16 protein-coding genes are annotated in these 22,527 nt (G+C 62.4%); 1 reads left to right on the plus strand and 15 read right to left on the minus strand.

The window, feature by feature from the left end; genetic code table 11:
- Window positions 1-70: 70 nt before the first annotated feature.
- The 10 genes from AC1Q9F_RS01895 to AC1Q9F_RS01940 all read right to left on the minus strand — a co-directional run bounded on the left by AC1Q9F_RS01895 (window position 71) and on the right by AC1Q9F_RS01940 (window position 14,330).
- Window positions 71-403, minus strand: coding sequence for a DUF2934 domain-containing protein (locus AC1Q9F_RS01895; RefSeq protein WP_492619155.1), 333 nt, complete (start codon window positions 401-403; stop codon window positions 71-73).
- 29 nt (window positions 404-432) lie between these two features.
- Entirely contained in the window at window positions 433-3,207 is a 2,775-nt protein-coding gene (locus AC1Q9F_RS01900) for a malto-oligosyltrehalose synthase (protein ID WP_492619154.1), read from the minus strand.
- Window positions 3,204-5,282, minus strand: coding sequence for a 4-alpha-glucanotransferase (gene malQ, locus AC1Q9F_RS01905; protein ID WP_492619153.1), 2,079 nt, complete (start codon window positions 5,280-5,282; stop codon window positions 3,204-3,206). The genes AC1Q9F_RS01900 and malQ overlap by 4 nt, the downstream gene beginning before the upstream one ends.
- A complete protein-coding gene (gene treZ / locus AC1Q9F_RS01910; RefSeq protein WP_492619152.1) occupies window positions 5,279-7,081 on the minus strand; it encodes a malto-oligosyltrehalose trehalohydrolase in 1,803 nt (600 codons plus the stop codon). Before treZ ends, malQ begins: the two co-directional genes overlap by 4 nt.
- Window positions 7,082-7,099: 18 nt before the next feature.
- Window positions 7,100-8,686 carry a glycogen synthase GlgA gene (gene glgA, locus AC1Q9F_RS01915; protein ID WP_492619151.1) on the minus strand — a complete coding sequence of 529 codons (1,587 nt, stop codon included), beginning with the start codon at window positions 8,684-8,686 and terminating at the stop codon, window positions 7,100-7,102.
- A 529-nt stretch (window positions 8,687-9,215) separates the two neighbouring features.
- Complete coding sequence (locus tag AC1Q9F_RS01920; protein WP_492619150.1) at window positions 9,216-10,169, minus strand: D-2-hydroxyacid dehydrogenase family protein; 954 nt, start codon at window positions 10,167-10,169, stop codon at window positions 9,216-9,218.
- A gap of 13 nt (window positions 10,170-10,182) precedes the next feature.
- Window positions 10,183-11,208, minus strand: a complete 1,026-nt coding sequence (locus AC1Q9F_RS01925; protein WP_492619149.1) for an alpha/beta fold hydrolase — start codon at window positions 11,206-11,208, stop codon at window positions 10,183-10,185.
- Window positions 11,209-11,293: 85 nt separating this feature from the next.
- Complete coding sequence (locus AC1Q9F_RS01930; protein ID WP_085667105.1) at window positions 11,294-11,728, minus strand: YqaA family protein; 435 nt, start codon at window positions 11,726-11,728, stop codon at window positions 11,294-11,296.
- The gene (locus AC1Q9F_RS01935) at window positions 11,728-12,174 is read right to left on the minus strand and encodes a DUF411 domain-containing protein (protein WP_007957572.1); all 447 of its coding nucleotides are present in this window, start codon (window positions 12,172-12,174) and stop codon (window positions 11,728-11,730) included. The genes AC1Q9F_RS01930 and AC1Q9F_RS01935 overlap by 1 nt, the downstream gene beginning before the upstream one ends.
- 164 nt (window positions 12,175-12,338) lie before the next feature.
- On the minus strand, window positions 12,339-14,330 hold the full coding sequence (locus AC1Q9F_RS01940; protein WP_492619148.1) for a methyl-accepting chemotaxis protein: 1,992 nt from the start codon (window positions 14,328-14,330) through the stop codon (window positions 12,339-12,341).
- Window positions 14,331-14,712: 382 nt separating this feature from the next.
- Here AC1Q9F_RS01940 and AC1Q9F_RS01945 point away from each other — a divergent pair, with 382 nt between their 5' ends.
- The gene (locus AC1Q9F_RS01945; protein WP_492619147.1) at window positions 14,713-15,246 is read left to right on the plus strand and encodes a hypothetical protein; all 534 of its coding nucleotides are present in this window, start codon (window positions 14,713-14,715) and stop codon (window positions 15,244-15,246) included.
- A 40-nt stretch (window positions 15,247-15,286) separates the two neighbouring features.
- On the opposite strand, the gene AC1Q9F_RS01950 is transcribed toward AC1Q9F_RS01945, so the two are convergent.
- Genes AC1Q9F_RS01950 through AC1Q9F_RS01970 form a run of 5 tightly spaced genes read right to left on the minus strand, consistent with a single transcriptional unit; the run spans window position 15,287 to window position 22,349 of the window.
- Window positions 15,287-16,231 (minus strand): GNAT family N-acetyltransferase, encoded by a 945-nt coding sequence (locus AC1Q9F_RS01950; protein WP_492619146.1) that lies wholly within the window; start codon window positions 16,229-16,231, stop codon window positions 15,287-15,289.
- Entirely contained in the window at window positions 16,231-17,520 is a 1,290-nt protein-coding gene (locus AC1Q9F_RS01955) for a phenylacetate--CoA ligase family protein (RefSeq protein ID WP_492619145.1), read from the minus strand. Before AC1Q9F_RS01955 ends, AC1Q9F_RS01950 begins: the two co-directional genes overlap by 1 nt.
- The gene (locus AC1Q9F_RS01960) at window positions 17,504-19,954 is read right to left on the minus strand and encodes an aldehyde dehydrogenase family protein (protein ID WP_492619144.1); all 2,451 of its coding nucleotides are present in this window, start codon (window positions 19,952-19,954) and stop codon (window positions 17,504-17,506) included. The genes AC1Q9F_RS01955 and AC1Q9F_RS01960 overlap by 17 nt, the downstream gene beginning before the upstream one ends.
- Before the next feature lies 1 nt (window position 19,955).
- Window positions 19,956-21,086: a LuxE/PaaK family acyltransferase gene (locus AC1Q9F_RS01965; RefSeq protein ID WP_492619143.1), complete on the minus strand. Its 1,131-nt coding sequence runs from the start codon at window positions 21,084-21,086 to the stop codon at window positions 19,956-19,958.
- 15 nt (window positions 21,087-21,101) lie between these two features.
- Window positions 21,102-22,349: an MFS transporter gene (locus tag AC1Q9F_RS01970; protein WP_492619142.1), complete on the minus strand. Its 1,248-nt coding sequence runs from the start codon at window positions 22,347-22,349 to the stop codon at window positions 21,102-21,104.
- Between the last annotated feature and the right edge of the window lie 178 nt (window positions 22,350-22,527).

Below are 22,527 nucleotides of genomic sequence, written 5' to 3' on the forward strand. Positions count from 1 at the left end.
GAGGACGAGTGCGCCCTCGGTGGCGGGCTAACCCGCCACACGGTCGTTCAGTTCAACGGTTCGGGACGCGTCAAACCGCTGGCGGCTTGCGCGGCGCGCGGGGCTTTTTCTCGGCGGCTTTTTCGCCCGGGGGAATGACCTTGGCGGCACTGGCGGGCTTGGCCTTGGCGGTCGTGGCCTTGGGTTTGGCTACGGGCGCCTTGCCATCGACGGCTTTGCCGGTGGCGGTCTTGCCGGCGGTTTTACTGCCGGCAGCCTTGGGCGATTTTTTCGGTGCCAGCGCCTCGGACTCGGCCAGTTTGCGCGCCATCTCCCAGTGGCGGGCTTCCTGGCCCTCGGGTTTACCTTCGGATTCCCAGATCTGATAGGCGAATTCGCGAATGCGTTTATCGTCGGTACTCATCGCAATGCTCCTGAACTGAACTCATGCTGCTAGACGTGTTGGATAAGCAGATTGACCGGGAAATCCCCCAGCGCGGCGCTGACGTGCAGCTCCCTGTTTTTTGTGACTGCGCTGCTTGAAAAAAGTCCCTTCAGATTTTCGTCAGAGGCGTCGAACGGTAAAACCACCCGCGTATCGCCCCAGCGCAGCGCATCGACCATGGGTAGGGCACTGTTTTCCAGCAGTGTTGCGCAACGGATCGGCACGATCACGATGACCCGTTGCTCCCCATGCTCGCGGGCAAACGCGAGCACGTTGTGCGCCTGGCTGCCCAGCACCTCGAGGGCCTGGTACGAACCGCGGCGGAACAATTCGCTGTGTTCGGTGCGCATCTGCAGCACCTGGGCGATCAAGGCCTGCTTGATTCGCCCGTCCCGCCAACCCGACAACAGTTCCTCTGCGGGCGTCGCCGTCAGGGTCTGTTCGCGCAGGCCGTAGTCCACCGGCCGGCGGTTGTCCGGATCGACCAGACTGAAATCCCAATACTCGTTGCCCTGATACAGATCCGGCACGCCCGGCACGGTCATGCGCAGCAAGGTTTGCGCCAGACCGTTGAGGGCGCCGGCCGCAGCGATGCTGTTGACGGTCTTGGCCAGCGCCCCGCGCAGCAGTTCGCCTTCGGGGGCCAGCAGCAATTGTTCGGTGAACGCTTGAGCTGCGTTTTCGTAAGCCTCGTTCGGCGCGCTCCAGCTGCTTTGCAGCTTGGCTTCGCGCAGGGCTTTCTGCTGCCACTGCCAGACACGTTTGGCGTAGTCGGCGAAAGCGGCCTGATCGTCGTCGCGCAGGTCCAGCGGCCAGCTGCCGAGCAGCGCCTGATAGAGGATCAATTCGTCCGCCGACGACGGCAGTTGATCGTCATGGCGCAGCGGCCGGGCGAGGGCGCGCCACAACTCGATCTGCTCGGCGTACCAGTGACTGCGTTCGCTGAGCACGGCCAGCCGCGCGCGGGTGTCTTCGCCGCGTTTGTGGTCGTGGGTGGCGGTGGCCAGCAGGTTGTCCGGGAAGCTCGCCAGACGTTGCTGGTTCACCGCGTGAAAGTCGCTGACCGGCGCGCTGAACTGCTCGGTGTTGTAGCCGACGTCATTGCGCGACAGCAGCACCGCCGAGCGATACAGCGCGGTGTCCTCCATCGCTTTGGCGGCAGCCGGTGAAGTGAGTTGCTGAAAGCGCACGCAGGCATGCTTCAGGATCTTGCGCGAACGGCCACGGGGTTTGCGCCGCCACGGCTGGCCGCCAAGCCAACCGGCTACGGAGTCGAGCACTGGCCAATCGGCTTCGCTCAATGTCTGTCGCGCACCGTCCATGGCCTGCTGGAAAAACACCTCGTCCCGCGCCGAGCGGCCCATCGGGGTGATGTAGGTGCGATAGACCGGGAAGTGCACGATCAGCGCCTGCAGCACCCGGCGGATCGAGCCGAGTGTGAGGTCGCGGGTCATCAAGTCATCGCGCGCCACTTGCAGCAGGGCCTGGGCGACGCTTTCGCAATCGCTGGCCAGCGAGCCGTTGAGGATTTGTTGGCGCGCCAGTTGCGCTTCTTCGATAAACGCCGAGGGGCGTTCGGTGCGGCGTTTCCACAAATCGCCGAGTACATGTTCGCCGTCCGGATCGTGTTGCAGCAGCGACAGCTGGTTCATGAATTCATAACCGGTGCTGCCGTCCACGGACCAGTCGGTGGGCAGGGTTTCGCCGTCGCCGAGGATCTTCTCGACATAGATCGGCAGGTGCCGACCCGGTGCCAGGTGGTCGAGGCGGCGGCGCAGTTTGCGGCAGTAACTGCGCGGGTCGGCGAGGCCGTCGATGTGGTCGATGCGCAGGCCGTCGATCAGACCTTCGCCGATCAACTGGAAAATCTTGCCGTGGGTGGCCTCGAACACCGCTGGGCGCTCGACGCGTAAACCGCCGAGTTCGTTGATGTCGAAGAAGCGCCGCCAGTTGATGTCATCCGCCGCCGTGCGCCAGCTCGCCAGGCGATAGCTTTGCCGCTCCAGCAATTGATGCAGGCGCTGAAAACCTTCTTCGGTCTTCGAATCGTAGTGGGTCAGGTTGCGCTGGATGGCCTGGAGGATTTGCGGGTCGCTGGCCAGTTGCTGGAGTTCTTCCTTGAGCGGGATGGCCAGCGAGCGGGCGTCGGTCTGATAACTGAGCGCACTGAAGCGGTCGGCGAGGGCCTTGAGCGCTTCGTTCGGGGCGTCATCGGATTTGAGCAATTCGCCGTAATCGCCGGGGCAGATCGGGAAGTGATGTTCGTAATGCTCGACGTGGAAGGTTCCGCTCTCGGCGTTGAACACCAGCGGCAGGGCCGCGTCCTGTAGCGCGACGCCGTAATCGCTGCCGAGAAACGGCAGCAGCAACTGGCCTTCCATCAACGGGTCGGGCGAGTGCCACTGAATGTCGAAGAATTCGCCGTAGGGGCTGAGCCGGCCCCATTCAAGCAGGTCGAGCCACCACGGGTTGTCGCCGCCACCAACCGCCATGTGATTGGAGACGATGTCGAGGATCAGCCCCATCCCGTGCTCGCGCAGGCTGGCGACCAGGCGGCGCAAGGCCGGCTCGCCGCCGAGTTCCGGATTGACCCGGGTCGGGTCGACGACGTCGTAGCCATGCATCGAGCCCGCGCGGGCGGCGAGCAGCGGCGAGGCATAAATGTGGCTGATACCGAGTCGGGCGAAGTACGGCACCAGCGGCACCGCCTGATCGAGGGTAAAACCGCGATGAAATTGCAGGCGAACCGTGGCGCGCAGTGTCTGGATAGGCAGTGCACTCATCGGTCACGCTCGGCTGCCTGAAGACGCGCGCAAGCCAGCAGTTCCAGGCGTCGTGCTGCGTCGACGCCGTCGAGCAGCGCCTCGCTGGTGCCCGGCAAACGGCGTGACCAGTTCGGGTGGGTGTCGATGGTGCCGGGCAGGTTGGCCTGTTCGTCGAGCCCCAGCGCATCTTCCAGCGGCAACAGCACCAGCGGCGCGCGGGTGTGGCCGAGGAAACGCACCGCGGCGTCGACCACCTGATCGGCCTCGTGGGATTCCTCGCGAAAATTCTGCGGGTCCTGACTCAACGCGCCGCGCAGGCCTTCACGCTCGCGCTCGCGGTAACGGCGCCAGTCGATTTCGCCGTTGGCGTCGATCAGCCCGAGTCGCGCATTCCAGTCGATGTCGCGGCCATGCCACCAGCCGTTGAGGGTCGGCAGATCGTGGGTGCTGGTGGTGGCCAGCGCATTGTCTGGCCAGTCGAGGATCGGTTTGAAATGAGTATTGTCCTGTTCGAACAACAGCACGCGCATGCCGAGCATGGCCCGGGCGATGAGTTTTTCCCGCAGGCCGTCGGGCACGGTGCCGAGGTCTTCGCCGAGCACGATCGCTTGATGGCGATGGGATTCGAGGGTCAGCAGACGCAACAGGTCATCGACCGGGTAATACAGGTAGGCGCCGTCCGCCGGGAGTGCGCCGTTGGGGATTACCCACAGCCGTTGCAGGCCCATGACATGGTCGATGCGCAGCCCGCCGGCGTGGGCGAAGTTGGCGCGCAGCATGTCGATGAACGCGCGAAAGCCGTTGCGCACCAGACCTTCAGGCGAGAATGCAGAAATGCCCCAGCCCTGACCCGAGCGATTGAGGATGTCCGGTGGCGCGCCGACGGTCAGCGAGGCCAAAAGTTCGTCCTGAAAACTCCAGGCCTGACTGCCGGCCCCGTCGGCCCCCACCGCCAGGTCGGCGATCAGGCCGATGCCCATGCCGGCGCTGCGGGCGGCGGTCTGGGCGCGCTCCAGGCAGCGGTGTATCAGCCATTGGCAGAATGCGAAGTAACTGATGCGCTCGGCGTATTCCTCGGCAAACGCACCGAGGGCGGCGCCGCGCGGGTCGTGCCAGTGTTCCGGCCATTGGCGCCAGTCGAGGTTTTCGCCACGGGCGGCGCGCATTTCCTGAATGGCTTCGAAGCGGCAGTGGTTTTCCAACGCTTCGCCGCCGGCATCGCGGAAACTGGAGAAGTCGGCGTGCAACGGGTGCTCGCCGCTGATGAAACCGTCGTACAAGGCTTGCAGCAGTTTCAGTTTGGCCTCGGCGGCTTTCGGCCAGTCGATCAGTTTCAGGTTTTCCAGTTGCTCGAACTGATCGGTCAGGCCGGCCGCGTCAATCGCATCGCGCAGCGCACGCTCGCCGAGGATTGTGCCGGGTGCGGCATACAACGAATTGAGAAACAGCCGACTGGATGGCGAGTAGGGGCTGTAGCGCCCGGTGTCGGCGCTGAACATCGCGTGCAGCGGGCTGATCGCCAGTGCATCGGCGCCGCGCTCGCCGGCCACCCGGGCCAGCTCTTCCAGGGCTTGGGTGTCGCCGAAACCGCCATCGCCGGGGCGGCGCAAGCCATATAGCTGCACGCTCAGACCCCACACGCGGGGGATCGGGCTGTCCACCGCGTCACCCACGCTGAAGCAGCGTTCCGGTGCCACGGCCAGAGTGAATTGCTGATCGGCGATGTGCACTTGCTGATAGCCGACCGGAATTTCGCCGGGCAACACGGCCTCGGCATCCAGTTTCAGGCTCAGGCGCGAGCCGTCTTCAAGGTGAATCTCGCAAGGGGTTTCGGGTTCGAAATAACGGGCCAGATCCAGCCCCACGCCGGCGTCGGCGGTGAGCAGCGGCGGCAAATGGCGATTTTCCTGCACCTGTTGCAGTTCGAGCAGGCTGGCGTCGATTTCCTGGGCCGTTCCAGCCGGGTGACCGAGGCCGGTCAGCACGTTGCGCAGCACCGCCGGGGCGACTTTTTGCGGGCGACCATTGGCGTCGATCCAGTCGACGGCAAGGCCGGCTCGGCTGGCGAGAATTTCCAGTTGCGCATCGCTCATAGGCGCTCTCCATCCAGGGGTGGCAAAGGGGTTGCGGCCGTGAGGCTGACGAGCGCGCAATACGGGGGCAGTTGCCCCTCATCCGACAGGCCGGCGGTGGAGGGCTGGCGAAACAGCCACACCGATTCGGTCTGTGGAAGGTTGACCACTGGCGTGTCGCCGAGGTTCAGGTCGATTCGCAGCTCGCTGCCATCGCCCAGCCGCCAGCGCGCACTGACGGCGCCGGGGCCCAGCACCTGGGCGCCAAGCGCTTGTGTGCCGGACAGGTTGGGAATGATGTATTGATGGCGCAATTGCAGAAGCTGGCGATAAAGCGCCAGTGTCGCCCGTTGCCGGGGTGTGCCGCTGCCGACCAGTCGCGGTTGTGAAGCGTGAAAGGTTTGCTCGGCGTTCGGGTCGGGAATCTGCTCGCGCTTGTGCGGATCGGAAAAGGCACTGAATGCCGCAAACTCGTTCCGCCGGCCTTCGCGCACCAGCTTCGCCAGTTCGCCATGGTGGCTGGTGAAGAACAGGAACGGTTGTTCGGCGGCGTATTCGTCGCCCATGAACATCAGCGGAATCATCGGTGACAACAGCAACAGCGCTGTCGCAGCCTCCACCGCGCGCGGGTCGGCCAATTGATGCAGGCGCTCGCCGAAGGCGCGGTTGCCGATCTGGTCGTGATTCTGCAGGAACAGCACGAACGCCGTGGAGGGCAGATGCTCGCTCGGCTCTCCACGGGGTTCGCCGTGGCGGGTGATATGACCCTGAAACACGAAACCCTGGCTCAGGCAGCGGGCCAGTTGCTCGGTGGGTTGCAGCGCGTAGTCCGCGTAATAGGCGTCCGTTTCACCGGTGAGCAGCACGTGCAGGGCATTGTGGCCGTCGTCGTTCCACTGCGCGTCGTAGTTTTCCTCCAGCAGGCTGGACTGGTTGAGTTCATTTTCGATGGTCAGCCACACATGGCGGGCAGGGTCGATCTGCTGACGGATGCGATGTGCCAGTTCAGGCAGAAAGTCGGGGCTTTGTATGGCGTGCACCGCGTCCAGGCGCAGGCCGTCGAAGCGATATTCCAGCAGCCACATCAAGGCGTTTTCGACGAAGAAGTCCCGCACTTCGCGACGGCGAAAGTCGATGGCCGCGCCCCACGGCGTGTGTTTGTCTTCGCGGAAAAATCCCTTGGCGTAGCGATGCAGGTAATTGCCGTCGGGGCCGAAGTGGTTGTAGACCACGTCGAGAATCACCGCCAGGCCATAACCGTGGGCGCTGTCGATCAGGTGTTTGAGTTGTTCCGGCGTGCCGTAACTGGCCTGCGGCGCAAAGTGCAGAACGCCGTCGTAGCCCCAGTTGCGATCACCGGGAAACTGCGCGATCGGCATCAGTTCGATAGCGGTGATGCCCAGCCCGGCCAGACGCGCCAAATGCTGCTCGACTTCGGCAAACCCGCCGAGCGCACCGACATGCAGTTCATAGATGACCGCTTCATTCCATGGCCGACCGTGCCACGCAGTGTTCCGCCAGCCATAGGCATGCGGATCGACCACCACACTGTGGCGGTCGAGATCGCCGTCCTGCGCCCTGGAGGCCGGGTCGGGCACCTCCAGTTCGCCATCGATGTTGAAACGGTAGCGGCTGCCGGCGGGGCAGCGGGTTTTGATCACAAACCAGCCATCGCCCTGCGGCAGCATCGGCAGGGACTGGCCGTTGTCCAGCTCGACGCTGACGTAAAACGCATCCGGCGCCCACAACGCGAATTGCGTGTGGTCGGCATCCAGCATGATCGCGCCGTGGGGCCAGCTTTCAGGTGTCCGTGACGGCATCGTTGAAAACCTCCCTGGTTATTTGTGGTGCGTTTTACCCAGCGCCTTGGCCACCAGTTGTTCGTAGAGTTCGGCGTAGGGTTCGACCGCCTTGCACCAGTTGAACGGCGCGGCCATCGCCCGGCAACGCATGGCGTGCAGCAGGTCGGGGAAAGCAAACACCTTGAACGCGCGGCTCAGGGCTTCGCGGTAGCTGTCGGCGGTCGATTCGTTGAACAGGAAACCGGTGACACCGTTTTCAATGGTGTCGGCCAGCCCGCCGGTGTTGCGTGCCACCGGCAGCGAGCCGAAACGCTGGGCGTACATCTGGCTCAGACCGCAGGGTTCATAACGCGATGGCATCAGCAGGAAATCGCTGCCGGCGAACATGCGTCGGGCGTCGGTTTCATTGAAGCCGATGCGCACGCCGATCTGGCCGGGGAAGCGCAGCGCCAGTTCGCGCATGGCCTGTTCTTCTTCCGGCTCGCCACGACCGATGATCGCGATCTGGCCACCGTTCTGCACGATGTATTCCGAGACCGCTTCGGTCAGGTCGAGGCCTTTTTGATAGACCAGACGCGAGACCACGGCAAACAGCGGGCCTTCGGAATCCTGCAGACCGAACAGTTCGCGCACATGGGCGGCGTTGACCGCTTTGCCTTCCCAGTCGCCGATCGCGAACGGTGCGAACAGGTGCGGGTCGGTGGCGGCGTCCCAGCTTTCATCGATGCCGTTGGGGATGCCACTCAGCAAACCTTGCTGGGTCTTCGCGGCGAGAAAACCGTCGAGACCGCAGCCGAAATCCGGGGTGGTGATTTCCTGCGCGTAGGTGGCGCTGACCGTGGTGATGTGGCTCGAATAGGCCATGCCGGCCTTGAGGAACGACATCTTGCCGTAGAACTCCATGCCTTCCTGTTGCAGCGCATGGGCGGGAATCCCGAGTTCCGGGCACGAACCGAGGCTGGTCACGCCTTGATAGGCGAGGTTGTGAATGGTGAACAGGGTCGGCGTGCGTTGCCCGCGCCAGTGCATATACGCAGGTGCCAGCCCGGCCGGCCAGTCGTGGGCGTGCACCAGATCCGGGCACCAGTGGATTTGTGCGAGGTTGGCGGCGATATCGGCAGCGGCCAGACCCAGGCGGGCGAAGCGGATGTGGTTGTCCGGCCAGTCGCGACCGTTGTTGGCGCCATACGGGCCGCCGTCACGGGCGTAGAGTTCAGGGCAGATCAACACATAGATGACCAGGCCGTCAGGCATGTCCATGCGCCCGATCTTGCAGGGCGGCAGCGCGGCGTGGCCACCCAGTTCGCCGATGATGTGGATCGGATTCTCGCTGTTCATCACTTGCGGGTAACCGGGGATCAACACCCGGACGTCATGCAGGTGCGCCATGGCGCGGGGCAGGGCGGCAGAAACGTCTCCCAGACCGCCGGTCTTCACCAGATCGGCGATTTCCGAGGTCACGAACAACACTTTCTTCTTGTTGGGGTTCTGACTGGCCACCGGGGTCAGCGTCTTGGTGCCCGGGACGTTGATCGACCGGCTGCCGGGAACGTTCACGGTGCTCGACTCGCCGACCGGCTGGTGAGCACGCTCTCCCTGAATATCCAATGCCGCACTGATCATATGAATCTCCCGTCTTTTTTGATCTGATTCTTGTGTTAAACAAGCGATGTCCATGGCCAAGTCCTGTGGCCGGGCGCAAACGCGCCACGCATCGGTGAGCAAACGCTACCCAACACGCGCAAGCAGAATGGGTGAGGGGACCATTGCAAGACTTGAACCAGTCGCTTTGGCCCTGCCTATCAGATGACACGTCGCGATCAGCAAAAGTTTCGACAAAATTTCCGCTTTGTGACCGGCCGGTTTTACCCCGCGAAAACCAGTCTAGGCCAGATCCTAGAGCGGGCCAGGCCAATCGGATGAATTGTTCGACAATCTGTTGCAGGCTCACGAAATCCGTGGCTTCGGGAGGGGGTACGCCCCGACGAAGTGCATGTCTGGCGGGGTCGATGGTGCAAAATGGTGACCGGCCGGTCACGATTTCGGGCGCCGGGAAAGTGCGGGCGCACTGTTGCGGTGCGGACAGTTGTGTTGGCGGGCGAACAGCGGGTGCTGCTTCGCGGGCAGGGATTGCCCGCGAGGGCGAGGCGGCTCAATTGAGCAGGCGGACGGGTTCCCCGGCTGACCAGGCTTGAATGTCTTCGATCATCTGCGAAAAGAACAGCTCATAGTTCTGGCGGCTGACGTAACCGACATGCGGTGTGGCCAGCACGTTGTCGAGGGTGCGAAACGGGTGCAGCGCAGGCAGCGGTTCCTGATCGAACACGTCGAGGGCCGCACCGCCGAGGCGCTGTTTCTGCAAGGCCTTGATCAGCGCGGTTTCGTCGACAATCGGTCCGCGCGCGGTGTTGACCAGCAGCGCGGTCGGCTTCATCCAGTCCAGTGCCTGGGTATCGACCAGGCCCCGGCTGCGGTCGCTGAGCACCAGATGCACCGACAGTACGTCAGCCTGTTCGAACAACTGTTGCTTGCTGACATAAGTGACGCCGGCCTGTTCGGCACGCTCGGTGGTGAGGTTTTCGCTCCAGGCGATGACGCGCATGCCGAACACCTGACCGAACTGCGCCACCCGCTGGCCGATGCTGCCGAGCCCGAGAATGCCCAAGGTCTTGCCGTGCAGGTCGCCGCCCAGACCTTGCTGCCATTGGCCGGCGCGCAAGGCATTGGCTTCGGTCACCAGATTGCGGGTGGCGGCCATGATCAGCGCCCAGGTCAGTTCCGGCGCCGCGTGTTTGTAGCTGTCGGTGCCGCAGACCTTGATCCCGAGGCGAGCAGCGGCCGGCATGTCCAGCGCCGCGTTGCGCATGCCACCGGTGACCAGCAGCTTCAGGTTCGGCAGGCGTTTGAGCAGGTCTTCATCGAAACGCGTGCGTTCGCGCATCACGCAAATCACTTCGAACCGGCCCAGACGTTCGGCCAGCGTGGCGTTGTCCGCCGGGTACTCATGGACGAAGGTGACTTCGCCGAGACTGTCGAGCACCGACCAGTCGACCACGTCGCGGGCCACGTCCTGCCAGTCATCGATCACCGCAATCTGCACCGCCATCAGCGTTACCTCTTCAACGAACGGGATTGGTTTTGTCCAGCCAGCCCAGCAGTGCCTCATGGAATTTCGCCGGCTCTTCCATCTGCGGGGCGTGGCCCATGCCGGGGAATTCAACCAGCGTGGACTGAGGAATCAGTTTTGCCACCTGCTTGCCGAGCACTTCGTAGTGACCGATTTTCGCCTTCACTTCCGGCGGCGCAATGTCCTTGCCGATGGCGGTGGTGTCGGAGGTGCCGATCAGCAGCAGGGTCGGCATCTTCAGGTCCTTGAACTCGTAGTACACCGGCTGGGTGAAGATCATGTCGTAGATCAGCGCCGAGTTCCATGCGACCTGAGTCTTGCCCGGGCCATTGCTCAGGCCGGCGAGCATGTCCACCCAACGGTCGAATTCGGGTTTCCAGCGGCCGTCGTAATAGGTCGTGCGTTCATAGTCGCGAATGCCCTGGGCGGTGACTTTCAATTCGCGCTGATACCACTGATCGACGCTGCGATACGGCACGCCGAGGGCTTTCCAGTCTTCCAGGCCGATCGGGTTGACCAGCGCCAGTTGCTCGACCTGATCCGGGTATTGCAGCGCGTAACGGGTGGCGAGCATGCCGCCGGTGGAGTGGCCGAGCAGGGTAGCCTTCTGTATGCCCAGTGCCTTGAGCAGTTTCTGGGTGTTGGCTGCCAATTGCTGGAAGGTGTACTGGTAGTGATCGGGTTTGCTGGAGGTGCAGAAACCGATCTGGTCCGGGGCGACCACCCGGTAACCGGCCTCGCTAAGGGCTTTGATCGAACTGTCCCAGGTCGCGCCGCAAAAGTTCTTGCCGTGCATCAGCACCACGGTGCGTCCGTTGGCCTTGCCATCAGCGGCGACGTCCATGTAACCCATCTGCAGCGATTTGCCCTGGGATTGAAAGGCAAAGTGCTTGAGGGTGTAGGGATAATCGAAGCCTTGCAGCTCCGGGCCGTATTGCGGGCCTTCGGCGTGTGCAAGCAAGGGCAGGGCGGCGGTCAGCAACAGGCCGGGCAGCCAGCGGGTCAGCGACACAGACATAGGACAACTCCACAAGAAATCGGCCGATGCTGGAACGGCCGGATTAGGGCGACGTTAAACACAGGCAATGCCTGCGCCCGATCGTTCAACCGAGCCAGCCCAGGGTGAGCATCGCCAGCACCCCGTAGCGGGCGCCTTTGGCGAGAGTGACGATCAACAGAAAACGCCCGAGGGGTTCGCGCATGACGCCGGCGATCAACGTCAACGGATCGCCGATCACCGGCAACCAGCTAAGTAGCAGCGACCAGTGACCATAACGCTGATAGTGAACTCGGGCGCGCTCCATATGCCTGGGGCTGACCGGAAACCAGCGCCGGTCCTGAAAGCGTTCCAGCCCGCGCCCCAGCCACCAGTTCACCAGCGAACCCAGGACGTTGCCCAGCGTGGCTACGGCCAGCAGCCCCCACAACCAATAACGGTCGCTGACCAGCAGCCCGACCAGCACGGCCTCCGATTGAAGTGGCAATAACGTCGCCGCACCGAATGCGGCCAGGAACAGCCCGAGATAACCCGCCGTCATCAATGGGCCGGGTAATCCGCCACCACCACATCGGCGCCGTCTTTCTTCAGGCCGATCACTTGATACGCATCGCTCATGCCGTCCATTTCCATGCCCGGCGAGCCCATCGGCATGCCCGGTGCGGCAACGCCCAGCAGGTCGTCACGTTTGCTCAGGGCCAGCACCTGTTCCGCCGGCACATGGCCTTCGACGAATTTGCCGTTGATGATCGCGGTGTGGCAGGACGCCAGACGTGGCGGAACGCCGTGTTGCTGCTTGAAGCTGCTCATGTCGCTTTCGACGTGGTCTTCGACTTTGAAGCCATTGGCTTCCAGGTGGCTGATCCACTTTTTGCAGCAGCCGCAATTGGCGTCGCGGTGGACTTCGATCGGAATAAGGTCGGCGGCTTGCGCCAGGGAGGAGATGAACAGGGCGCTCAGGGCGGCCAGACGCAGGTGGTTTCGCATGGAGGGCTCTCGGCTCGAAGGAGGAACGGTCAAAAAAGGAAGGCATTTTGACCGGTTTTTCCTGCCGGGCATCAACGGAGTGTTTCCAAGTGATACGAGGCAGGCCTGCCAACATGATCGTAGATCAAAGCTGACAGGCCACTGAGCGCAAGATGACAAAACTGTCAGCGAACCTTGAAGCGCCCCATGATCGCGCTCACCCGGCTGTTGGCTTCCAGCAGCTGGCGGGTGTTGAGTTCGCTGGCCTGACCGCTTTCCACCAGCTCATCAACCATGTGGCGGATCTGCACCATGCTGCGGTTGATCTCTTCGGTGACCGCGCTTTGCTGCTCGGCGGCGGTGGCGATCTGGGTGCTGAGGCTGTTGATGTGGCTGACCGAACCGGCCATCTCGTCGAGGCCACTGTTGACTCGCGCAGTGGCATCCGCGGCCGACTGGCAACTGGCCTGGGTGTTTTCCATGGCGCTGACCGACGAGCTCACGCCTTGGGTCAGACGGCTCAACATTTCGTTGATTTCCGAGGTGCTGGCCTGGGTGCGGGCGGCGAGGGCACGCACTTCGTCCGCCACCACCGCAAACCCACGGCCCTGTTCACCGGCCCGCGCCGCTTCAATTGCCGCGTTGAGCGCCAGCAGGTTGGTCTGGCCGGCAATGGCGCCGATAACACCGAGGATTTCGGTGATGCGCTGAGCGTCCTGCTGCATGCTTTCAACCTTGTGGGTGGCGCTGGCCACTTCGTCGATCAGCGCGACCACGCTGCTTGAGGCTTCGCCTACCACCACCCGCGAGCGGTCGGCGTTTTCGTTGGCGCGCTGGGTGAACGCGGCGGTTTCGGCAGCATTTTGCGCGACGCTTTCGGCGGTCGAGCTCATCTCGTTGATTGCGGTAACGGTCTGATCGGTTTCCGAAGCGTGACGCAGCAGAATCTGGCTGGTGTGCGCCGAGGTGCGTTGCAGGTTGTCGAGGCTCGAAGCCATGGCGCCGGTGGCCTGGGTGACTTCACCGATCATGTTCTGCAGGTAGGCGATGAAGGTGTTGACCGAATGCCCGATGGCGCCGAGTTCATCTTCAGCGCGGATGGTGATGCGCCGGGTCAGGTCGGCATCGCCGCTGGACAACGAATCGATGTTGGCTTTCAGCGCTTTCATCCGCGAAACCAGTTGGCGGATCGCATAGACCTGCAACAGCACCAGCAGGATCACCAGCGGAATCTGCAACAGGCTCAGGCTGCTGAGCACATCGTCACGTTGCGCGGTGAGCATTTTGGTCGGCAGCGCGGTGGCGAGGAACCACGGGGTTCCTTCGATCGGGCGCATGAAGAAGGTGCTGGCTTCACCGTGGTTGTCGAATTCGACGCGTTGCGCCTGCTCGCGGTTTTGCAGCCCGGCCTTGACCTGGCTGGCGAAGGTCGAGCCACCGGCCAGTTCGCTGATGTTCTTCAGCACGATCGGCCCGCTGATGCGCGAGCTGTTGCTGATGATCTTGCCGTCGGCCTCGACGATCAGCATTTCGGCGTTGAGGTCCTTTTCCTTGCGCGCCACCAGATCGTTGAAGAAACCGAGAGTCACGTCGATGGTCGAGACGCCCCAGGCGCTGCCGTTTTTCTGGATGGCCATGGCGCAGTTGGTGCGCGGTTCGGCGCTGGCGTCATCTTTATAGGCTGCGGCCCAGGCGCACTGGCCGCGCGGGGTCTGCATGCCGCCCTTGTACCAGCTCTGGTCGTAATAGTTGGGGGCCGCGTCGCTGTTCCAGAAGGTGTTCACCGCCAGTTTGCCGGAGGCATCGCGGTGCCAGAACGTACTGAACTTGTTGCGCCCGGCCTCACGCTGACCGGGCAGCGGCCAGATGCCGCCGCCGAAGACTTTCAGCTCGCCGTATTGGTCCACCAGCCCGGGCAACACCGTGTCGATGGCCGCGCTGTCGAGCAGCGCAATGGTCTGGGTGATGCTGCGCTGCTGCGCCTGGACCTTGTTCAATTCGCCCTGGATCTGCTCGGCCACTTCAGCAATGCGGTTGAGCACGACTTGTTCTTCGGTATGGCGCAGCTTGGGCGCGACCAGCTGGCTGATGCCAACCACGGTCAGCACCGACAACAACAGAATGAACAGAACCAGAAACAGCGTGTAACGAGCCTGAATGGTGCGGAATGCGGGCATGGAAACCGGTCCTTGAGCAGGGATTCTTATTGTGGGCAGGGAAAAAACAGCGCGGGTTTCCTAACGTATCGTCGGGTCTTCGGGAAGCTTTAGGTACTTTCGTCCTAAAAGAGGCGATCCTGACCAAAGGAACGTATCCAGCCTGATACATAAGAACTAACCGTCCCGAACATTAGGGCAATAAACCCACTTTCATCCCATAATCATGAACGCTCTAGTCCCGTATTTCCGGGGCTGTTACCGGTTTGTATCGTGAATGTACAAAAATTGTAAAAAGGTGCAGAAAGGGGTTGGTGTCATTAGTTTGCCGGCCGATACTCCGGGCAACTCAAAAGTGGTTCAACAAGGAATTTTTCATGTTTTCCTCGCAAGGAGCTTGCTCATGACCATCGGATATACCGGTGCCTGGCAACCCAAGACAGGTTTGCTGGTTCGAGATACAGGAAGCTCGAGCAAACCGGTTTCTCAAAGCGTGAAGGTCAAGCAGATGCTGGCCCTGGTGGGTAACGATCCCACCGCGATCAATACGGCGGAGATGGACAAGCAGGGGCTGCACAAGAACATCAAGGGTTTCGATCCCACCAATGTTTCGGCCAAGCAGCTGGGCAGTCTGAGTGCGATGTTGCGCAGCCGGGGCCTGATTTCCGAGATCACGTCCATGACCCTGCTCAACGCCGGCGACAAGTTTGATCGCTTCGGCGTACAGAAGGATCCGGATGCCAAGTTCAATGCGCTGGAGTATTTCGCGACGCAGCTGGATACCATCCAGAACAACAATCTCAAGGGCAACAAGTACGCGAATACGTTGATCCCCGAGTTCAAGAAAGCCATCTATGTCCTGCAGAACCTGCAGACTTACGGTCAGGGCGGGGAGCGCAAGCTTCCTACCGATCAAGGTGTCAAAGCGAAGGCGTGACACACAGGGCCCGCCCCGGCAACGGGGCGGGCTCTTTCGTTCATGGGGGGCTGTCGAAAATCTGAAGTTCCACCAGCGGACCGGTCTGTCGCTGCATATCGTCATGCAATCGCTGCATTTTCGGGCAATGCAATGTCAGGGCTCTGGGCTGGAATCCGCGATGAAACAGCGCCAGCCATCCTGCACCTTTGTCATCAGGCGCCAGTCCGCTGAACACGAACCCCATCATCGATAACCGGCGCCAGGCATGGTCGAAACCCTGCGCCAGCCTGAGCCTTATCGATATCAGCCAATGAGCGGGCAGTTGCTGCAACTGTTTGAGCAGGCTGTCATCCACTTCGTTGAAAACCCCGTCGTATCGGCCCCAACGCTGTTCCAGTTGCGCCGGCGCGCCCATCCAGGGCGACACGTTCAACCGCGTTCCGAACACGTCGCACATGTGTTGCATGAATTCGCGGCATTCATCCGGCCAGGTCAAGGTCGGTAGCGGGCGCTGGTAGCCGTCGACAGGGGCGTAACCCAATACGAGCGATTCCGGGTCCGAGCCGCCAAAGGGCGACGGTGCATGATCGGGCAACAGGCCGGTGTTGTGAAAACCAAGGCTGGCGGCCATTTTCTGGGTGTAGGGGTGATGGGTCATTTGTCTGATCGTGACACCCTGATAACCAAGCGCCTGCGCGTGGATCAGCAGGTGTCGGCCCAGTTGCGTGGCGACTTGTTGCCCACGGATTTGCGGATCGACCACGCTCAGGGCCAGTTCGGCGAGGGATGATCCTTTGTCGAGAATCAACGCGGAGTGCCCAGCCACTTGGTCGTCCGCCACCGCCACCAACGAGTGCCAGCGGCCATCGGCATGGTTCTGACTGATCATCCGGGGCAGATAGACATGCGGCTGAGCGTAATGGTCGCCATAGATCTTTCTGAACAGGCGACTGACGGCCGGGGCGTCGCTGGTGCGATAACTTCTCAGTGTGATGGATTCCATCAGCAACGCTCCTGGGCAGAGCCGTTGTAAACGCGCCGATCCAGCACGCACTGACGTTTGCCGGAGCGGGGATGGCGTTCCAGCTCCTGAACCGTGCAGCAACGAATTCGTAGCGCCAGCAGGCGATCGGCGCTCAGTTGCTCGATCAACGGATAGTCTTCGATCAAAGCTCTGTGCAGCGTCCGGTCGGCGTCATCGATTGCCGAAGACCGGGCATCCGGTACCCAGTGCAGGCTCAGGATATCCATGACGCCGTCCTGCTCGATCACCAGTTGCCAATCGTCGCTGCCGGTGATGCGCCGCACGGTCTCGCCGATCGATTGTGGCAGCAGGGTGAGGATGCCCACCCGCACGCGCTGGCTGTCGGCGCAGCGTCCCATCAGCGCGAACTTGCGCCGGAACGTTCCGGGTGGCTCGCGCCAGCAGGCACGGTCGCCGACCGGGTAGCGGATCAACGGCATCAATCGGCGCGTGAGGTTGGTCATCACCAGGCGTCCGACACGGTCGCAGTCTTTGATCACTTCACCGGTTTGCTCGTCGAGGATTTCCAGCACACTGTGGCCTTCGGGAACCCGATGTTCGCCCAGCTCGCAGTCACGATGGCTGGCACCGATAAAACCGGCGTCGACGCTGGCGTAGCCGATGGAGGCCACACGTGCATTGGGAAACACCCGCGCCAGCCTTTGCAACTGTGCGTCAAACAGACTTTCACCGGCGTAGAGCAAGGTGGTGACGCCCTCAAGGAACCGATCATGTTGCTCCAGCCACGCCGCAAAACTCAGCAGATGGGCCGGCAGCCCCGCCAGCACGTTGATCCGGTGCCGGGCAATTGCATCGGCCAGGAGGCTCGAGTCGACATGACCGGTGAAGGGAAACTCGACGATCCCGGTTTCAACCTGCGCCAGCGCGTCGTGGGTAAAGATGAAACTGGCATACAGGTCGCCGGCAAAGAACAGGTTGGCGATTCGGTCCCCGGCGCTCAACTGCGCGTCGAGACTGCGACCGAAGTCCGTCACCAGCGTTTGCCATTCCTCACGCCGGAACAGTGAAAACTTGCCGGCGCTGGTGGTGCCCCCGGTCTTGAAAACCAGTGCGTCATTCATCGGCGCCGTCAGGACAGGCCAATGATCGAGGTCATGACTGCCTTTCCAGTATTCCACAGGGTCAATCACCGGCAGTTGTTCCAGCGATGAGATGAGCAGGGGAATGTCGGCGAAGTGACGCGCATAAAAACCGGATTGCTGTCGCGCAAACGTGACCAGTTCTTGCAGTTCAAACCGTGTGTTCATGTTTGGCTCCTCGCCTGTCTGCACAGGGACGAACGCCCCGATTGTCGATCAGCAGCGGCGTCTTGCCGCTGTGCCTGTTGCGCGTGAAGCGGTCGCTGCCGCAAACCTCAACCTCAACGGTCAGCAGGCCTGTCTGGATGAGTGTGGCCAGGGTCGGATAGTCCAGCAGGCGTCGCTGAACATCATCAGGTTGCCGTGGACTGCGAAACCGCATGCGCTCCAGGCCGTCCGGAGCGTGTTCGAGTGTCAGCTGGAACTCGGTCTGCAGATGCTCGGCCAATTGCGACAGGCAGATGAAGTCCGTGCCGATGCGCATCAATCTGCCGTGACGTTGCAGCAGCTCGAAGCGCGGCGTGGGCAGCCCGCAGTCACACGCACCGGGAATCCAGCGACCGCTGTCGCCGACGTCGTAGCGCTGAACGTCCTGACCTTCGCGCTCGATGGAGGTGAACACCAGGCGCCCGGTTTCACTGCCTGTCACCGCTCGATCAGTCTCGAATTCGACGATTTCCAGGTGTTGGATATCGCTCATCAGATGGAACACGCCATCGCCGGTGGCCGGGCAGGCATGGCCGAGCGGGCCGGCGTCGACACTGCCGTAAACGGCCGAGCGGATCAGCCTGACGCCGCAGTCGCGCATCAGCGCAAGGCTTTGTTCGCCGGGATGTTCGCCGCCGAGGAAGACCTTTTCGATCCCGCCATACTCGCGTAGCCGTGTCTGCTCGTTGAGGAACAAGCGGTGCAGGGTGCTGGGCATACCGACCAGCACGGTGACGCGCTGATCGATGATTATCTGCGCGATCTCGCGGTAATCGTCATCGGCCGGCGCACCCATCGGCAGGTGCGCGGCCCCCAGCAGCTCAAGCACTTTGGAAAAGCTGAAGAAACCGCCATACAGCCCGCCGCTGAAAAACAGGTTCATCACCCGGTCGTGGTTCGGGTCGAGGCCCGCCGCGAACAAGCCATCGGCACTGGCGCGCATCTGCCGATCGAAATCGCGGTAGCTGTAGCCGGCCAACGCCGGGGTGCCGCTGCTGCCGCCGGAGCGGAAATACAACCGCGCCGCCGGATGGATCGGGCGGGCGACAAAGGTGTCCTTGCTCATGATCGGCAGATTGGCCACGCAGGATGGCGTCGGCAGCGGATCGAGCGTGACACGTGTGGCCAGCTCTGTAGCCGGCAGACTGACCGACACCCGTCGGCTCAAGCGCTGCAAGGCATACACACCGTCGTGGGGTTCGCCCTCATAGCCCTCGTGAATCGCCTGCACCGGGGTGACCCGCGTGACGCCTGCAGCGATCAGGGTTTGAGCCAGTTCGGCCATTTCGTGTTCGGCACACATCAACCCGGCGCTTTGCAGCACGTTTCGCCAGGGCAGCAGCGCCTCGGTGATCCGTGCGCGCGGCATAGGTTTGAGCAAAAGGCTGCGAAACAGCGGCGAGGGGCCGAGTGTCTGGTCGTGGCTCCAGATGACGCGCCAGTCCGGGGTTTGCCAGACCTGACCGCTGACACCGGCAAAGCTGTGAGCCAGTCGCGCCATCGCCGTGCGGGTGGTGATTTCCGAGGTCTCCTGAATCGACGGCAACAGGGCTGGCCAGTGTCGGGCGCGGCGCTCGAACGCCTCGGCCAGTCCCTCGCCGATTGAACGCAAAGTGTTTTCATCGTCACTGTCCACCAGCAGCCATTGCGGGCTGGAGCAGGCCTGCTGATCGAGGCGACAGACTTCATCGGCCACGGCGTCCAACGAGTCTGGCGTGACCGCTACCGGTGTCAGGTAGATGAAGCTGATGCGGTGGCCCCAGTCGATCCAGCGACATCCGGGCGCCAGTTGCTGGCGGATGGCTTGCAGCGCCGACTCACCGCCCCACGCCGATACGCCGTTGGCTTGTTGGCACAGCTGACCGATCCGGGCCGTGCTGGCCGGAACGACGGCGACATGCCCGGCGATCTGGCCGCTCGCATCGCACTGCGCCAGTCCATGAAGCAATTGAGCGGTCACCCCCTGATCGCTGCTGCTGGGGCGCAACCAGTTGACGTTGCCGGCCAACAGGCCTTCGATCACCGCGCAGAAGGCCAGCAGCGGCGCATTGCCGGGGGTGATGTGAACCACGAGACCCAGCGGGCTCCAGCGTTCGAAGCGCGGCTGGCGATAATCGATGCGGCGCAGGCTGCCCGGTTGTTCGCCGAGTTCACGCTCAAGCTTGCGCCGCAGGGCAGCGGGTTGGCAGAACTCGATCAGTGACTGGCGTTGCTCGGGATCGATGGGCAATGCCGTGTCCGGATCCTGCAGACGTTTGGCAAAAGCGGCTGCTGCGCCCAGCACGGTCGCTGTTTCGAGTGTTTTGGCCAATCGTTCCGACAACTCCAGGTAAAGCTGTTGCAGTGCGCCGTCGAGGGTGAAGTCGTCGTGAAGCTGTCCGTTGATCAAGTACATATCAGTGCTTCCCCAGCAGTTCAGAGGCGGCCATGGCGCAGCTTCGGCCAGCCGTGGTGGCGGCGCGGCCATGCAGTTCGAACCAGTCGCCAGGCAGCCCGCAGCCACAGCTGGCGCCGGGGTACAGAGTGGCGAGATCGCTCATGACCACCGCGTGCGCGGGGCTCGATGAAATGTACGGCGAGACAAAACTCAGCAAGCCCTGACGACCGTAAGGCTGCACCGTAAAGTCAGCGGGATGACGCACGAAAACCTTCGAATAGACCGGCACATGGAAATGATGGTGAGCACACTCGAGGTAAGGCACCGCATGCTCGACCGCGCCATAACCATCCCGGCAGCGGGACATCTCGATGCCCAATTGGCGGTGAATGCGCTCGTACAGTTGCTGGCGGGGAATCTCTTGCGCCGCGTGGGTTTTCCAGCCGCCGCCAAACAGCGTCAACGAGCCTTCTGCCAGTTGCAGGTCCGCCACCCCGGTGGCCTGCATGCGTTGCAGTGTCTGCCAGAGAAACGCCGGGAAGCCGAAAATCCGTACCGGCAAACCTTCTTCGGCGAAGGACTGCAAGGCTGCGATCACGCCAAAGCCGTCGAACTCATGACCGCCGCCCGTACGGCGCAGTGCGTAGGCCACGCGATTGACGGGAGCAAACCGGCACAGGAACTGATCGGTAAAGGACGTTCCCAGGCTGATGCTGCCCTCGGGCTCATAGCTCAGCAGCAGGTAGTTGCACGGGGAGTGCGGGGTGTTCCAGTCGTAGTGTTGGAAGATTCGTTCGACCATGTTCTGGGCCGCCCCCAAACTACGTTCGTCGTAACGCATGCGGCTTTTCTCGCCGCTGGTGCCGGAGGAAGTAAGTTCCAGTGCGTCCGTTGCGGTGGAGCTGAGCAAGGACTGGCGCTTGAAATAACTGGCGAAAACGGGCGGGAGCCGTGACCAGTCATCAAGGTGATCCAGGTCACCTACTGTCAGGCCATTGGCGTTCAGCCAGTGTTCGTAGCCGGGAGTGTGCTGGCAGTGAAATCGACTGATCTCGGCCATGGCCTGGTCGAACAGGCCGTCCGGCACTGAATCCGGACAATAGGGTTGCGTCAACGCGCAAAGCGCGTCGCTGTGGGGGAAGTGGTTCATCAGGCGTCCTTGTTGTTATGTGGAAGTGGCGGAGTCTGTCGGGATGTGTGGCAGAAACCGGTACAGCAGGGGCAGGCTGAGCAGACCGCCCAGCGCCGCCAAGATGGCGAAGGATTCAAGACGGGTGCCGCCACCGATAGCCGCGATCAGCGAACCACCGATACCCATCACGGCAATCGAGATCATGCCGATCGCGGCGGAGACCAGACCTTTGCTGTCATCGCTGGAAAACAGTGCCAGTCGGTACAGGGCGGCGTTGCTCATGCCCAGCCCCACGGCATACAGCGCAAGGCCGGTCATCAACCCTGCAAGGGACATACTGGTCAGTGCGATGACGATCAAGGTCAGCAAACCCAGGCAGAACGGCCAGAGCGCCAGACGAATCAGTTGCGGCAGATCCCGTGACGCGAGCAGTCGATCGAGGATCAGATTGCCGACGATGACCGCCGAAAAAACCGGAATCTGCCACAGCGCATATTCGCGCGTGGTCAGTCCCAGCAACTGGACGAGCAGCAGCGGCGCCAGTCCGATCCAGGCAATCAGCGGCAGGCTCATCAGACCCAGTGCCAGGCAGATGCCGACGAACCGCTGGTTGCGCAGCAGCGCCAGATAACGGCTGCTGATCTGGCGAAAGGAGAAGGGGATCGGCGCTTGCTGACCGCCGTCGTGACGGACAACGCCGATCGTCTCCGGCATACAGGCATACAGTCCGATCCAGGTCAGCGTCGCGATCAGGCCCAGACCGAGGAACAGCTCGCGCCAGCTCAGCCATTCCAGCAGCAGACTGCCGAGCAACGGGCCGAGCAGGGGCGAAAGCAGGGCGACATTGCCCAGCAGCGCCATGAGGCGCACCGCATCCGCCTCGCAGAAGACTTCCTGAAGCGCGGGGTAACTGACGGCCACGACAAACCCCAGGCCCATGCCTTGCAACAGGCGCAGGGCGTTGAACACTTCGATGCCGGGCGTGGCGACAGCTGCCGCGCAGGTCACGCCGAACAGTGCGCAACCGCCCAGCAGCAACGGGCGCCGGCCGAACCGATCGGACAGCGGCCCGATCAGCCATTGCAGGCAGATGCCACCGATCAGATACAGATTGAACGCGTTGGGGATGTGAGCGGCCTCGGCTTTCAGATCACGGGTGACGGTCAGCATGGCCGGCATGACCATGTCGCTGGCCATGTAAGTCAGCCATTCGAACAGCGTGATCGCCAGACAGAAGCCGAGCGCTTGGCGTGGCGGGAGGTTGATAAGAGTTTTTTGCATGCGCTTTCACGATCGTCGAGAGGGAGCGCAAAGGGTAGGGAGGAGAAGGGATTGATCCTACGTCGTTGGTGTGACGGCCTGTGACGCGGTTATGCGTGATGTTGCGGAGGGCGACATTCCCGCTCGACCAGGCGAAATTCCCTACATCAGTAATCGCCGAGCCATAAAAAATGCCCAC

It is taken from the genome of Pseudomonas sp. GW823-FHT04A03 (assembly GCF_058796615.1).

Bases quoted from the DNA above. Each gene is read 5' to 3' on its own strand.
- AC1Q9F_RS01895 (WP_492619155.1), bottom strand. From the start codon at position 403: ATGAGTACCGACGATAAACGCATTCGCGAATTCGCCTATCAGATCTGG.
- AC1Q9F_RS01900 (WP_492619154.1), bottom strand. From the start codon at position 3,207: ATGAGTGCACTGCCTATCCAGACACTGCGCGCCACGGTTCGCCTGCAA.
- malQ (WP_492619153.1), bottom strand. From the start codon at position 5,282: ATGAGCGATGCGCAACTGGAAATTCTCGCCAGCCGAGCCGGCCTTGCC.
- treZ (WP_492619152.1), bottom strand. From the start codon at position 7,081: ATGCCGTCACGGACACCTGAAAGCTGGCCCCACGGCGCGATCATGCTG.
- glgA (WP_492619151.1), bottom strand. From the start codon at position 8,686: ATGATCAGTGCGGCATTGGATATTCAGGGAGAGCGTGCTCACCAGCCG.
- AC1Q9F_RS01920 (WP_492619150.1), bottom strand. From the start codon at position 10,169: ATGGCGGTGCAGATTGCGGTGATCGATGACTGGCAGGACGTGGCCCGC.
- AC1Q9F_RS01925 (WP_492619149.1), bottom strand. From the start codon at position 11,208: ATGTCTGTGTCGCTGACCCGCTGGCTGCCCGGCCTGTTGCTGACCGCC.
- AC1Q9F_RS01930 (WP_085667105.1), bottom strand. From the start codon at position 11,728: ATGACGGCGGGTTATCTCGGGCTGTTCCTGGCCGCATTCGGTGCGGCG.
- AC1Q9F_RS01935 (WP_007957572.1), bottom strand. From the start codon at position 12,174: ATGCGAAACCACCTGCGTCTGGCCGCCCTGAGCGCCCTGTTCATCTCC.
- AC1Q9F_RS01940 (WP_492619148.1), bottom strand. From the start codon at position 14,330: ATGCCCGCATTCCGCACCATTCAGGCTCGTTACACGCTGTTTCTGGTT.
- AC1Q9F_RS01945 (WP_492619147.1), top strand. From the start codon at position 14,713: ATGACCATCGGATATACCGGTGCCTGGCAACCCAAGACAGGTTTGCTG.
- AC1Q9F_RS01950 (WP_492619146.1), bottom strand. From the start codon at position 16,231: ATGGAATCCATCACACTGAGAAGTTATCGCACCAGCGACGCCCCGGCC.
- AC1Q9F_RS01955 (WP_492619145.1), bottom strand. From the start codon at position 17,520: ATGAACACACGGTTTGAACTGCAAGAACTGGTCACGTTTGCGCGACAG.
- AC1Q9F_RS01960 (WP_492619144.1), bottom strand. From the start codon at position 19,954: ATGTACTTGATCAACGGACAGCTTCACGACGACTTCACCCTCGACGGC.
- AC1Q9F_RS01965 (WP_492619143.1), bottom strand. From the start codon at position 21,086: ATGAACCACTTCCCCCACAGCGACGCGCTTTGCGCGTTGACGCAACCC.
- AC1Q9F_RS01970 (WP_492619142.1), bottom strand. From the start codon at position 22,349: ATGCAAAAAACTCTTATCAACCTCCCGCCACGCCAAGCGCTCGGCTTC.